Origin of the sequence: Nostoc sp., from assembly GCF_036919495.1 — a bacterium.
Taxonomy (GTDB): domain Bacteria; phylum Cyanobacteriota; class Cyanobacteriia; order Cyanobacteriales; family Nostocaceae; genus Nostoc.
Window position 1 is genome coordinate 1 of the sequence record NZ_JBALBZ010000041.1, and the last position, 13,021, is coordinate 13,021.

Genomic DNA, 13,021 nt, shown 5'->3' on the forward strand with positions numbered 1-13,021 from the left:
AGGATGCTTTAAGGCTGACTTGAGAATATTTTTAACCTCTAATTCCTTTTGATTTGCGTTCTCTCTTATCGCTTTTAGTCTAAACTCCAGTTATTCGCTACAACTTAATAAAATTACATAGCTTAATAACGGAGTGATGATTTGTTTTTTAGCTATGGCTCTAAACCTTGGTTACGTTTTTCTTGGATGATTGGTTGTAGTTCATCTACTGAATTTAGACGTTTGTCATTAGACTGAACGTGTAATGCTAGGGCGTGAATTGCTTCGGTATCGCCACGATTTTGTAAAATATAATCTCGTAATTGCTTGCGTGTTATTTCTCTAAAGTTAGGCTTATTCATAATCAACCTCTGCTTCTGGATTAATTACTACAACTGTCTCTTCACCTGCTATTACTACGATGTTATTTGTTCGCTCATCAAAGATAACTAGTACCTTATACCGTTTATTTGTGAAGCTGCATACTGCATATATTTACCCCCCGGCTACGCCGTCCCCCCGATGTTTTGGGGGGACTAATTATGTGCATTTTCATACAGAATTGGTATTAAGGCAGAATTCAAAAGTTAACACTGAGCGAAGTCGAAGTGTCAAAAGTCAAAGACTGCGATAACCAGTATGGTGTAAGCTCTCGGTAAAATGGGTGTGTCGGTAACGAAAAAAAGACGCATCCATAACCAACCTTATGCTCACAACAGCTAACTTTCTTCAGTACACCCAATGGTCAGGTATAGCTACCTTGCTATTTGCTGCCTTAACAGTTTTTGCTTTTATTCTCAAATGGGGCATCCGCTTTCGGCTGGTGGGTACGACTGGCTTTATGCTGGTGCTGACGAGTGGTTTATTTGCACTCTCGATAGTCCCCTTGAGTCGGACTGTGATTCCAGGAGCAGCCCATTACACTTTAGTTTATGACAATGGGTCAACACAAGCGGTGATTGCCACATCACCTCAAATTACACCCACACAATTAGATGCAACTTTACGTCAAGCAGTTAGTAATCTGTTTTCTTCTGGTCGCTCAGGTACACGGCAAGAGGACAAGTTGACAGTTCGCGCTCGTACCATTATCCACCCAGAATTAGGGGCTTCTGTACCAGTTTACTTGGGTGAAGCCAAGCGATCGCTCGTTTCTCGTGAAAATTCTGCGATCGCAATCGAAATTTATACAGAAAAATTCGCCCAATTGCCAAAACCTACGGCTTAAGAGGCAGGGCGCAGGGGTAGAGCAAAGCTAGAGTATCCGAAAGCTCCAAGGCAGTTTTCCTCCTGCCTCCTACCTGACTCGGTAAGAATTCACCTGTTACCAGGATGACATAATTTATTTTGTATTTACCGATACATTAATGGTTATTTTTAGATTAAGATATTCACACTTTTAGTGGTTAAACTTTGGGAAAAAGTTAATTAGAGTGCGGGTAGTGGGTACTGGCAATTATAATTTGTCAGTTGTTATCCTAATTACCACTGTTGACATTTTCACAAGTCTTTGCAGCAAATGAATCATCTGTCGGGGCGTACAGATAAATGTTCGCTCCTAAGCACCCATCCATAGCTGGAATGACTGACTATTGACAGATTATTCAGTTCTCAATCCCTTTTCTTGAGAATCTGAGAATGGTAATGTTAATTAATTATACGGTTATTCAAAACTTTGATAGTTCGGAATTTCAGGCTAATGGGCATTATAGATTCAAGCAACTTCGTGAAACTACTCTGTCTAGTTTATTGCTTGGCTCATATCCAAATGAGTCGGGTGTAAGGTTGGAGCCATCCAAAAAAAGTTTTGCAACAAGTATTCCTTGTCACCAGTCTATTAGATTAAGAAATATCAAGGTTTTGGCAAACTAGATTATATGTCTAATCAAATTTCTACTCAACCTTCTTTGTCTACTCAAACCTCTAGTTCATTATTTACGCTCACAGTTGCCCCAGCAAAAGTAATCCGTGGTTTTGGGGTGTTGCAAGCAGCCGCAGCAGAGATCGCTTGTTTGGGAAGTCGTCCCTTAGTTGTGGCAGGTGATTCTACTCTCGCCATCAGCCGAAAAAATTTGCTCCCAGTTTTAGAAACCCAACAGTTACATACTGCCCAAGCTTCATACAGTGCAGATTGCTGTGAAGCTAGCCTGAAATCTTTAGAGAAGAAAGCAAAAGAACATAAAGCTGATGTAATTATCGGTCTTGGCGGTGGCAAAGCCTTAGATACGGCGAAATTAGTCGCGCATCAGTTACAGTTGCCAGTGGTGACAATTCCGACATCAGCATCTACCTGTGCAGCTTGGAGTGCCCTGTCGAATGTTTATTCCGAAGATGGGGCGTTTCTTTACGATGTGGGGCTGTCTCGTTGTCCCGATTTATTGATACTTGATTATGACTTGATTAAAACTGCACCACAACGCACTTTGGTAGCTGGAATTGGTGATGCGATCGCTAAGTGGTATGAAGCCTCGGTTAGCAGTGGGCATTTGCAAGACACTTTAATTATTGCGGCGGTGCAACAAGCGCGAGTTTTGCGAGATATCTTGTTGCAAAAGTCAGCCGCAGCCCTGAAAGAACCAGGTAGTGAGGTTTGGCGAGAAGTCGTAGACGCGACTGTTTTATTAGCTGGGGTAGTTGGAGGTCTGGGAGGAGCGCAGTGTCGCACAGTTGCGGCCCATGCCGTGCATAATGGTTTAACGCACATTTCAGGGCATGGCAGTATTCATGGCGAAAAAGTTGCTTTTGGAATTTTGGTACAACTGCGTTTAGAAGAAATGCTACAAGGCAATCAACTAGCAGCATCAGCACGGCAACAGTTGTTAAAGTTCTACACAGAAATTGGACTACCCAAAAAATTAAGCGATCTGGGATTGGGCAATATTACATTAGGCGAGTTACAAACAGCCGCCGAAATTGCCCTAGTTCCTAATTCTGACATCCATCGACTTCCGTTTAAAGTCGCGCCAGAACAGTTGATGGCAGCAATGGTTTCTACCACTGCACCTATAGATAGTAGAGATACTATAAATCGAGTTTCGCCCAAGGGAATCAGTGACGAGGTTGAAGCATGAGTTTAAATTGGATTGTCCCAGCAGAACGTATACAAAAACTGCCGCCCTATGTATTTGCCCGTTTAGATGAATTAAAAGCTAAAGCGCGGGAACAAGGGTTAGATTTAATTGATTTGGGTATGGGAAACCCTGATGGTGCAACACCAGCACTAGTTGTAGAAGCTGCGATTGCAGCTTTAAAAGATCCTGCTAATCATGGTTATCCCCCTTTTGAAGGGACTGCTAGTTTCCGCAAGGCGATTACCAACTGGTATCATCGCCGTTATGGTGTGGTTCTCGATCCTGATAGTGAAGCTTTACCGCTACTCGGTTCTAAAGAAGGATTAACTCATTTAGCGATCGCCTACGTTAACCCTGGCGATTTAGTTCTAGTTCCTTCCCCAGCTTATCCCGCCCATTTTCGGGGGCCAGCAATCGCAGGCGGAAAAATTCACAGCTTGATCCTCAAACCAGAAAATGACTGGTTAATTGATTTAGCGGCAATTCCAGATGAGGTTGCAAGACAAGCTAAAATGCTCTATTTCAACTATCCCAGCAATCCCACTGCTGCCACAGCACCCCGCGAATTTTTTGAAGAAATCGTTGCCTTCGCGCGCAAATATGAAATTTTGCTGGTGCATGATTTGTGTTATGCCGAGTTAGCTTTTGATGGCTATCAACCCACTAGCTTGCTAGAAATTCCCGGCGCGAAAGAAATTGGTGTAGAATTTCACACCTTATCTAAAACCTATAATATGGCTGGTTGGCGCGTTGGGTTTGTGGTGGGTAATCGCCATGTAATTCAAGGTTTACGGACACTGAAAACTAACTTGGATTACGGCATTTTTGCAGCATTACAAACAGCAGCCGAAACCGCCTTGCAATTGCCAGATGTGTATTTGCACGAAGTACAACAACGCTACCGTACCCGCCGCGATTTCCTGATTCAAGGGTTAGGAGAGTTGGGTTGGGATATCCCCAAAACCAAGGCGACTATGTATCTTTGGGTGAAGTGTCCTGTAGGTATGGGTTCCACGGATTTTGCCTTGAATGTGTTGCAGCAAACTGGTGTTGTTCTTACTCCAGGTAATGCCTTTGGGGTTGCAGGTGAGGGTTATGTAAGGATCAGTTTGATTGCCGACTGCGATCGCTTGGGTGAAGTTTTACATCGCTTTAAGCAAGCTGGCATCCGCTACCAACCTGAAAGCGTAGTTTCTCCTTCAGGAGCGATCGCCGATCTCGTCAGTTGATTAGAGGAAGGAAACCTAACATTACATGACTAAAATGATTGCTGATCGTGTTTGGTATAATGTAACAAAATAGAAAGAGTTAACAATGATTGGTACTAATATTTACATCAGTCAAAAAACTCAAGAATCTCTAATTAAAGCTGCGGCTTTAAAAAAAATGTCTGTTGAAGAACTAGCTTCTTCTATTTTGAGTGAAAGTATCCAAGAAAAGTTGGGGCAAATCAGCAATTATTCGGAAAATAAAACCAAAGTTGCCGTTAATCCGCTTGGAAAAATGCAACCCTATGCTTATTTGGCAGATCCTAATGAACCCGTTATTTCTGATGATGATTGGGAAATAAATCAAAATTATGAAGTGAACGATTTGCGATCATTCTTGATACTCATATTTGGGTTTGGTGGAATCACAATGATTCAAAGTTGACTCCTCCCCACCGTGAAGCAATAAATAGGGAAAGACCTCATGGTTTAGGTGTTTGCTCCATAAGTTTGTTAGAGATTAGCAGACTTGTTACCCAAAATAAGTTAATTCTTCCCTGTTCGATTCAAGAATGGTTCGATATTGCTTTGGCACAAGAGGGAGTAATTCTTCTATCAATTACTCCCCAAATTGCCATTGATTCATACTCTATTCCAGGTAATTTTCATAAAGATCCAGCCGATAGAATTATCGTTTCAACAGCAAGAATGTATGATGTTCCTTTGGTGAGTGTAGATGAAAAAATACTTGCCTATTCTGATGTAAAAAAATTTCTGCCTTGATGTTAACTGCGATCGCTCAATTTTATATCTTAATAGGGACTTGATATTATTTCTTCGCCTGAAGTACGATAATATGGCTATCTGCTTTAATGACTTGGATACCATTTTCTAAAGCAATCATCGGAATTTTCCAATAAGAATGGCCACAGATAACTAACAAATTATTAGTTTGATAAAATTTGCGGTGTCCAGATCCTTGACTTGGTAAAAGTTGTTGGGGAGCTATCGCAGATTGCTACAACTATAAATCAAGTTAGCGATCGCTCGAACTAATTTAGCTGGTTCCACAGGCTTGGTGATATGCTGCCCAAATCCGGCGGCGATTGCCTGTTGGGAATCAGCCTCAGCTGCATAAGCTGTAAGAGCGATCGCTGGAATTGTCCCTCCTTGTTCTGGTGACATAGCTCTGATTCGACGCATCAGCATATAGCCGTCTACTTCCGGCATTCCAATGTCGCTTAAGAGCAGATTTGGCTGGAACTCAGGTATGATTCGTAGTGCTTCCATAGCAGATGCGGTCTGCATTACTACCGCGCCAGACTGCTCTAGAATGAAAGCAATTAACTCTCGCGTATCACGTTCATCATCCACAAGGAGAACTTTCACCCCATTTAGATCGGGTGAATCATCAAGTTGTCTATCAATTTGATGACTATTAAAATGAGTCTTCATTAGAGGTAGCATGACTGTAAAGGTTGCTCCCTGTTCTTCGCCGAAACTTTCTGCCTTAACTGTGCCACCATGTAGCTCTACGATGTGACGGACAATAGCTAATCCTAATCCCAGTCCGCCGAATTTTCTGGTAGTTGCACCATCAGCTTGTCGGAAGTAGTCAAATACGAATGGTAAAAAATCTGGGCTAATTCCCTTACCTGTATCACTGACTCGAAGTTCAGCCTGAGAACCAATACACTCTAAACTGATTTCTATCTGTCCACCTGGGGGTGTAAACTTAATAGCATTGGAAAGTAGATTCCAGATAACTTGCTGCAAGCGGCCTGAATCACCAGTTACTAGAAATTTTGGATCGCACCTTTCGGACGCTGGAAGCGCAACTTGAATTTGGGATTTTAGATTGTCAGGTTGCTTGTTAAAATCGATATCTAAATTTCTATGAGAATTTTGTAATCCAAAATCTAAAATTGTAAATCGCAAATTGATAGATTTGGCTTGGGCAGCTACACGGACAGTTTCTATTGCAGATGCGATCGCAGTTTCCAGATTCACAGGAGTAATATTCAGACTGAGTTTACCTTGCAAAATGCGAGAGACATCCAACAAATCTTCAATTAGTTGCGTCTGAAGCTTGGCATTGCGCTCAATGGTTTCGAGAGCGCGAGTGGTGGTTGCTTCATCATACTTTTTAGTTTGCAGTAACTTCGACCATCCCAGAATCGGGTTTAGCGGTGTGCGAAGTTCGTGGGAAAGAACCGCCAAAAATTCATCTTTGATCCGGTTAGCTTGGACTAATTGCTCTTTTTGCTGCTGTAACGAATCCATCAACTGAGCGCGTTCCAGAGCAACCGCGACCTGATCGGAGGTTGCTTGTAATAGAGCAATTTCCCCAGAAGTGAAGCGGGTACGGGTGCAACTGGCAAAGGAGAGAACGCCAAGCACCTTTCCCTGAGCAATTAAAGGCTGACCGGCATAAGCTGTCATTCCCAAATCTCTGAGGATGTCGGCATTTGGATGAGTAGAGTGCAGCACATCATTGACGACAATTTGATGGCGTTCTTGCAGCACTAGCCCGCACATTCCTTGATTAAATTCCAGGTATTCAATTGCTTGAAATACTTCATCACTAATGCCGTTCCAAGCTACTAACCGAAGTTTCTGCTTATTTTCGTGTGTCTCAATTAAATAGTGAAAGTAAAAATGCAAATCCATCTGCGCCGAGAGTTTGCTAAACAAGCTATTCATTAGATCCAAGGGGCGCTCGGTTGAAAGCAAATCGCTGGTTGTTTCAGAGAGCAGTTTGAGTCTTTCACTGCGATCTTGCAAGGCTTGTTCTGCAAGCTGGCGTTCCCGAAGGGCGCGTTCGCGTTCGGTGATGTCAACTGCAACCCCTCCTACCAGGCGTTGCCCAGATGCATCGGCAATGGGAAACTTATATACCAAAAATTCGCCAAGGGTGCCATCTGTGCGTGGGGCAGACTCGATCGCTTCAACAACCTGATTCGTCTGGGAAACCATTCTAATGTTATCGAGGAAGGGTTGAGCGATTTGGGCTGGGTATAGGTCAAAAATATTTTTATTAATCGCCTTATTTGTTGCTACATCGAATGTACTCAGATAAGTTGGACTGAGGTAAAGTACACGTCCGTCTGCATTCGTAATCCACGCTGCGGCGGGAATATTGTCCATAAAAGCTTGAAATCGCTCTTGACTCTGACTCAGCGCTTTTTTAACTTGCTGGAGATCGCTAATATCCAGAATGAATGCAACTGAGTTCTGTTGAGATTCGCCTAACAGAGAGTAACCAACTACAACCGGGACAATAGAACCATCCTTGCGAATGCATTCCTTCTCATAAGGAGTACAGGTTCCCTTCGCTGTTGCCTCGGCAATAGCCAGTTCATCTAAATATTGGTACTCAGGAGGTGTGATATCAGTCCAGCATAGTCTGCCTGACTGAATATCTGCTTGGGTATAGCCCACAATTCGCAAGAACTCGTCGTTGGCTTCAGTGATCCTACCATTCACATCAGCAAAGAGAATGCCAACTATATTCGCTTGGAAAAAACTTTTGAGGCGTTCTTCACTTGCTTGGACTGCCTTCTCTACTTGCTTGCGTTGGCTGATGTCACGGAAGAAAATGTCAAGACCATCTTCACAAGGGTAGGCGTGAATCTCCAGCCACAGGTCATACTTGGAAGGCAAGTAGTAGTGATGCTCGAAGTGGACGGGAATCTGTTCTGCGATCGCCCTTCGGTACTGTAGCTCTACATTAGTGTCTACTGATAAAGGCCATTCCTCCCAGTACGACTTACCGATAATCTCTGTCCGGGATTTGCCGTTAATTCGCTCTGCTTCGGCATTTTGGTAAATGATTCGCCAGTCCCGGTCTAAAGTAATAAATGCATCACTCATGTTTTCTAGAGTGCGTGTGTTCCGCTCATTGGCTTGCTGTAATGCCGCTTGGGCTTGTTTGCGTTCACTCAAATCAACAACGAAGCCAATGACCGTTTCTTGACTATCTCCCAAGACAACAGAACCGAGCAGAACGGGAATGCGATCGCCATTTTTGCAGATATATTCCTTCTCAAAGGGTTTACATACTCTGGTTGTTCTGAGTTCTTCTACTGAACGCTCACTCAAAAGAATATACTCGTGTGGGGTAATCTCGCGCCAGTTTATTTGGTTAGCATCAAAGTCTTTTCGCGTATAGCCAACCATCTTCAGAAAAGCATCATTGGCTTCTACGATCGAGCCGTTGCTCATATCAGTTACGATAACCCCAATGATGTTGGATTCTGCCAGCCGGCTAAACCGCATTTCGCTATTTTGCAACAATTTTAGGCTTGTCTCTGCTTTGCGTCTAGCAGTTCGCAACTCTGAAGAGAGAGCAGTAATTAACAAGGATACTAATGAAAACGAGGTTAATCTTACCAAGACGTTTGAGCTGAGGAAATTGAACGAGTAGACTGGCTCGATTAAAAAATAGAAAGCAGTTGTAACAGAAAGAGCGATCGCTAGTACTCCAAGTCCCATGCCGCCATACCAGGCACTAATTGCCACGGCAGCATAAAATAATGTAAATACGCTCGGATCGAAGACTGGCAACAACAGTCGTGTCAGCAGCAGCGCCGCTATGACTGCCAGAATCATCACACCATAGGTTAGTAACCAAGAGCGCATCATCAAAATTTTTTCGAGTACTTTCACCATCATCTTAAGAGTCCTCCCGTTGCTCCGCTTTTAAGAGATACTCCTTCAGTAGTCTTTTGCCTGGTTCGCCCATTTTCTGTAACATTTCTTCAATTAGCTTTAGTGCCATCTGTGAAGGCACTGTAGATCCGTTCTCCCAGCGATTAACTGTTCGCAGGGAAACTCCCAACTTGGCTGCAAACTTTTCCTGAGAGAGATCGAGTTGCTGCCGAAGTTCACGGATTAAATCTGAAATTTTTAGTGACTTTTCTAGTTCCATAATAGGAAGAGTAGGACAGGTGTCTCGGCATTTGTCTCCAGCTTGAGGAAGAATTTAAACTGTCATTAGTTATTATCAATTTCATCTTTTGGCTAAAGACCAATATTACTTATCAGTCTTGATTAATTCCTGTTCACTGATTTAAGTCTTTGCCATACTTCTGATAACTGTTAACTGTTTAAGGTGGTGCGGCAAAAACTATTGAAACAAAATAACTGTATCAGCCGACTATTAAATAAAAATTAATTTTTTTCAGGTACGTGATGCCAGAATAGTATTATTATAAGCACTCTGAAAATCTCCCAAGTTCATGCACCGCTCAAAATCTATGGCTGGTGTATTATATATTCATACTTGATAACATACTTAATATTTTTTATTTTAAAACATGTAGTTAATTTTACTTCTAAGGTAAGATCCCAATGCTAAATCTATAAGGCTATAATAAGATTTAAAGGAAATTTGTATTTAATTAATAATATCATTACTTTTGGTTAATCAAGACTCTGAAAACCTCCTAAAGACTCAACTAGAAAATGCACCACTTGAAGACTATATATTTAACTGGTTTGATTGGTTTTGTCTTTGGTATCCTCCAGGCTGGCTAATTATATTTAACCGTCATTGGCAGCATTATCATACCGATCCAGATGGTTGGAATTGGTACGAATATGGATTATTTTTAATTCCTGGCGGATTTTATCTGGCGCTGCTGAGTCGTTGGTTGCGTCTTGGTTTTCGTTTACCTCGAAAAGAAGTTGGTGAATTTGATCCCAAATATCAACAAGCTTTTCGCAAAGAAGTTCTTGGCCCCATTGTAAAATACTATTTTCGTGGACAATTACAACAAGTCGAAAACTTGCCGCAAACAGAGCCATTGATTGTAGCAATGAACCATGCAGGGATGAGTTTTCCTTGGGATTTTTTGACCTTGGGTTATTTATTAAGTGAAGTCAGAGGATGGGTGGTAAAACCATTAGCAAGTCCTGTATTATTTGAGCATCCTTGGATGATTTGGTGGTTACCGCCTAAATGGTCGCAGGTTTTGGGTGGTGTGCGAGCGGAATTCGATAATTTTGAAGCAGCGATGGCTCAAGGTAAAACTATCTTATATGCACCTGAAGGTATCCGGGGCCCTCGGAAAGGTTGGAAGAGACGCTATCAACTAGAAAAGTTTGATGTGAGTTTTATTAAGTTGAGCGATCGCTATCAAATTCCTATTCTGCCAGTAGTTTGCATTGGTAGTGAATCTTTACATCCTTGGGCTGTTAATTTCAAAAAATTACAACGACTAGTCAAATTACCATTTTTGCCTATCTCGCCTTTAATGCTTGCCTTAATTATGTTTCCTTCAATGGGAGTTTGGGCAATGAGAACTCGCTTGCACTACTTTATTCAGCCTTTAGAACCAGCAGAATTGCACAACCATTCAAATAAAGACCGTAACATAGCTTATCGGCAGGCACAACGATTACGAGAAAAACTGCAAATTAAAATTAATCAGTTATTGAAATAAATTTAATCCTACTAGTGGATTTAAGTCAATCTTAAAAAAAAATAAAGTTAACAGCAATTTTTTGGTTACGTTTATTCTCTTAAGCATCATATTTGCATAGTACAAATATACTATTTAGCTGCTAAAATGCTTTAAAAGTCAGCTAGCGTTGCTTGAGGTAGTATGAAAAAAATCCAAGACACGGACAAAAAGCCCATTTTGCTGTTCCAGCCTACATCTGTAATTACTGCTATAGTGCCACTGCAACCCCAAGAGAAAAAAATCATCAGTGAACGCGAGCGTTTTATAACACAAGTCGAACGCATCAATCAGATGGCAGAAGAGTTAGAAGCAGCGATATTAGAGTTGAAAGCGATCGCTAACACACTGAATACTCAAAAACCTTGCCCATTCTTGATAAAGCAGCTATGCAAAAATATTTGTCAGTATTTCGCAGTTAGCGTGCCTTGGGTAAAACGAAAGTCTAACGAATCATTTATTTTGACAACACGAAAAGTTGATTTATTCCGAGCCGAAAGGGAAGCCGTACTGCTAGCACAGCAACTTCGTCAGCAAACCAAAAAAAGATTAGCATCGCAGCGCCACAGAAAAAACAAGAATGGGGCTAAACCTGACACAAGGGACTTCCAACTAAAAAAATATCCCATCGCATTTAGGGCAGGGGAGCAGGGGGCAGGGAGCAGGGGGAAAAACAGTAGTGTTGAGTCCAGAAATTGGGATAATTTATTTTTTGGAGTTCCCCAAAACACTTCTTCAAAAAAGTATTAGTCAACAAATCTTAAAATTATCAACATTCAACGGCAGATCACCCCTGAGGTTTTAACAGTTATGCTGATTGAAGTGGCAGAAGCAAATTCTTCCTCAAAATTACTCACCACATCGTTATTGCTAATTGCTACAAACTGTGGTAGGAAGTAGGCAAGCCTGCCCTAATATTTGCACTTCCGTAAAACCAGAGTGCAACATCAGGGACAATCAATCAGCGCATAGAAGAGGTAAAAAGAAGGTGTTAAAGACACTTTTAGTGATTGCCGTTGGTTTTTTACCGTCCCTGATTTCTCTGTGGGCGATCCGCAAAACCCATGCGCGATCGCGCTTACGGATGAGGCAAGCAGCCATGAATTTTCCACCGATGCAGGGACGACAAAACGTCAGACCTGTAGAAGGCGATCGCTATTATTTAGAAGGTGTGGGTTATCTAATTGGCGATATCAGCTGTAAATTTAATGCCCGATCTGGCTATATGCGTTGTGCTGTCAATCCCCAAGGCCCCTGTAATGGTTGTCGTCATTACGAACCTAAGGAATTAGCTGGTAGTGAAAAAAGGGGAAGGGCATAACTGGGGAGAGAGCAATATTATCCGATGTCCTGAACTAATCCTACCCTTCACCCTCAAGAAGAACCGTTGTAACTATGGGCCACTATTAACAAAAAGTGCTTTATTGGTTCCAAGACCGGCACAGATAACCCGATTTGTGCCTAAGGAAGCACAACTAGGATTTGAGATGTATACTCCTCCCAGACTTTGAGGCCCACTCCAGGAAATGCCACTAAACAGATTCACAAAAAGTGCTTTATTAGTTCCAAGACCGGCACAGATAGCCTGATTTGGGATTAAGGAAGAACAACTAGGATTTGAGGTGTATATTCCTCCTAGACTTTGAGGCCCACTCCAAGAAATGCCATTAAACCCATTTACAAAAAGTGCTTTATTAGTTCCAAGACCCGCACAGATAGCCTGATTTGTGCCTAAGGAAGCACAACTAGGATCTGAAGTGTATACTCCTCCCAGACTTTGAGTCCCACTCCAGGAAATGCCATTAAACCGATTCACAAAAAGTGCTTTATTAGTTCCAAGACCGGCACAGATAGCCTGATTTGTGCCTAAGGAAGCACAACTAGGATCTGAAGTGTATACTCCTCCCAGACTTTGAGGCCCACTCCAGGAAATGCCATTAAACCGATTCACAAAAAGTGCTTTGTTGGTTCCAAGACCCGCACAGATAGCCTGATTTGTACCTAAAGAAGAACAACTAGGATTTGAGGTGTATACTCCTCCCAGATTCTGAGGCCCACTCCAGGAACTACCATTAAACCGATTCACAAAAAGTGCTTTATTGGTTCCAAGACCCGCACAGATAACCTGATTTGTGCCTAAGGAAGCACAACTAGGATCTGAGGTATATACTCCTCCTAAACTTTGAGGCCCACTCCAGGAAATGCCATTAAACCGATTCACAAAAAGTGCTTTATTGGTTCCAAGACCCGCACAGATAACCTGATTTGTGCCTAAGGAAGCACAACTAGGATCTGAGGT

13 protein-coding genes are annotated in these 13,021 nt (G+C 42.2%); 8 read left to right on the forward strand and 5 right to left on the reverse strand.

The window, feature by feature from the left end; genetic code table 11:
* Nucleotides 1–152: 152 nt before the first annotated feature.
* Nucleotides 153–341, reverse strand: a complete 189-nt coding sequence (locus V7K25_RS05355) for a DUF6887 family protein (protein ID WP_335155769.1) — start codon at nucleotides 339–341, stop codon at nucleotides 153–155.
* Nucleotides 334–474 (reverse strand): DUF6888 family protein, encoded by a 141-nt coding sequence (locus V7K25_RS31535; protein WP_442948062.1) that lies wholly within the window; start codon nucleotides 472–474, stop codon nucleotides 334–336. Before V7K25_RS31535 ends, V7K25_RS05355 begins: the two co-directional genes overlap by 8 nt.
* Nucleotides 475–685: 211 nt before the next feature.
* Here V7K25_RS31535 and V7K25_RS05360 point away from each other — a divergent pair, with 211 nt between their 5' ends.
* From V7K25_RS05360 to V7K25_RS05380, 5 genes are all read left to right on the forward strand, one after another.
* A complete protein-coding gene (locus tag V7K25_RS05360; protein ID WP_335155771.1) occupies nucleotides 686–1,207 on the forward strand; it encodes a Ycf51 family protein in 522 nt (173 codons plus the stop codon).
* Nucleotides 1,208–1,856: 649 nt separating this feature from the next.
* Entirely contained in the window at nucleotides 1,857–3,050 is a 1,194-nt protein-coding gene (locus V7K25_RS05365) for an iron-containing alcohol dehydrogenase family protein (protein ID WP_335155773.1), read from the forward strand.
* A complete protein-coding gene (locus V7K25_RS05370) occupies nucleotides 3,047–4,279 on the forward strand; it encodes an aspartate aminotransferase (RefSeq protein WP_335155775.1) in 1,233 nt (410 codons plus the stop codon). Before V7K25_RS05365 ends, V7K25_RS05370 begins: the two co-directional genes overlap by 4 nt.
* Before the next feature lie 85 nt (nucleotides 4,280–4,364).
* Nucleotides 4,365–4,703 (forward strand): hypothetical protein, encoded by a 339-nt coding sequence (locus tag V7K25_RS05375; RefSeq protein WP_335155777.1) that lies wholly within the window; start codon nucleotides 4,365–4,367, stop codon nucleotides 4,701–4,703.
* The gene (locus V7K25_RS05380; RefSeq protein ID WP_335155779.1) at nucleotides 4,700–5,041 is read left to right on the forward strand and encodes a type II toxin-antitoxin system VapC family toxin; all 342 of its coding nucleotides are present in this window, start codon (nucleotides 4,700–4,702) and stop codon (nucleotides 5,039–5,041) included. Before V7K25_RS05375 ends, V7K25_RS05380 begins: the two co-directional genes overlap by 4 nt.
* 222 nt (nucleotides 5,042–5,263) lie before the next feature.
* On the opposite strand, the gene V7K25_RS05385 is transcribed toward V7K25_RS05380, so the two are convergent.
* Both V7K25_RS05385 and V7K25_RS05390 read right to left on the reverse strand, forming a co-directional pair.
* Entirely contained in the window at nucleotides 5,264–8,932 is a 3,669-nt protein-coding gene (locus V7K25_RS05385; RefSeq protein ID WP_335155780.1) for a PAS domain S-box protein, read from the reverse strand.
* A gap of 1 nt (nucleotide 8,933) precedes the next feature.
* Entirely contained in the window at nucleotides 8,934–9,188 is a 255-nt protein-coding gene (locus V7K25_RS05390; protein WP_335155782.1) for a helix-turn-helix domain-containing protein, read from the reverse strand.
* A 490-nt stretch (nucleotides 9,189–9,678) separates the two neighbouring features.
* On the opposite strand from V7K25_RS05390, the gene V7K25_RS05395 reads away from it, so the two are divergent.
* The 3 genes from V7K25_RS05395 to V7K25_RS05405 all read left to right on the forward strand — a co-directional run bounded on the left by V7K25_RS05395 (nucleotide 9,679) and on the right by V7K25_RS05405 (nucleotide 12,043).
* Nucleotides 9,679–10,704, forward strand: coding sequence for a 1-acyl-sn-glycerol-3-phosphate acyltransferase (locus V7K25_RS05395; protein WP_335155784.1), 1,026 nt, complete (start codon nucleotides 9,679–9,681; stop codon nucleotides 10,702–10,704).
* Between the two features lie 162 nt (nucleotides 10,705–10,866).
* Nucleotides 10,867–11,472, forward strand: coding sequence for a hypothetical protein (locus V7K25_RS05400; protein WP_335155786.1), 606 nt, complete (start codon nucleotides 10,867–10,869; stop codon nucleotides 11,470–11,472).
* Between the two features lie 238 nt (nucleotides 11,473–11,710).
* Nucleotides 11,711–12,043 (forward strand): DUF6464 family protein, encoded by a 333-nt coding sequence (locus tag V7K25_RS05405; RefSeq protein ID WP_335155788.1) that lies wholly within the window; start codon nucleotides 11,711–11,713, stop codon nucleotides 12,041–12,043.
* A 72-nt stretch (nucleotides 12,044–12,115) separates the two neighbouring features.
* Here the strand turns inward: V7K25_RS05405 and V7K25_RS05410 are convergent.
* The coding region (locus V7K25_RS05410) for a hypothetical protein (RefSeq protein ID WP_335155790.1) at nucleotides 12,116–13,021 on the reverse strand (906 nt) is incomplete at its 5' end.

Excerpts from the sequence above, each read along its gene's own strand:
- V7K25_RS05370 (WP_335155775.1), top strand. The coding sequence starts at position 3,047 with ATGAGTTTAAATTGGATTGTCCCAGCAGAACGTATACAAAAACTGCCG.
- V7K25_RS05375 (WP_335155777.1), top strand. The coding sequence starts at position 4,365 with ATGATTGGTACTAATATTTACATCAGTCAAAAAACTCAAGAATCTCTA.
- V7K25_RS05400 (WP_335155786.1), top strand. The coding sequence starts at position 10,867 with ATGAAAAAAATCCAAGACACGGACAAAAAGCCCATTTTGCTGTTCCAG.
- V7K25_RS05355 (WP_335155769.1), bottom strand. The coding sequence starts at position 341 with ATGAATAAGCCTAACTTTAGAGAAATAACACGCAAGCAATTACGAGAT.
- V7K25_RS05390 (WP_335155782.1), bottom strand. The coding sequence starts at position 9,188 with ATGGAACTAGAAAAGTCACTAAAAATTTCAGATTTAATCCGTGAACTT.
- V7K25_RS05365 (WP_335155773.1), top strand. The coding sequence starts at position 1,857 with ATGTCTAATCAAATTTCTACTCAACCTTCTTTGTCTACTCAAACCTCT.
- V7K25_RS05385 (WP_335155780.1), bottom strand. The coding sequence starts at position 8,932 with ATGATGGTGAAAGTACTCGAAAAAATTTTGATGATGCGCTCTTGGTTA.
- V7K25_RS05360 (WP_335155771.1), top strand. The coding sequence starts at position 686 with ATGCTCACAACAGCTAACTTTCTTCAGTACACCCAATGGTCAGGTATA.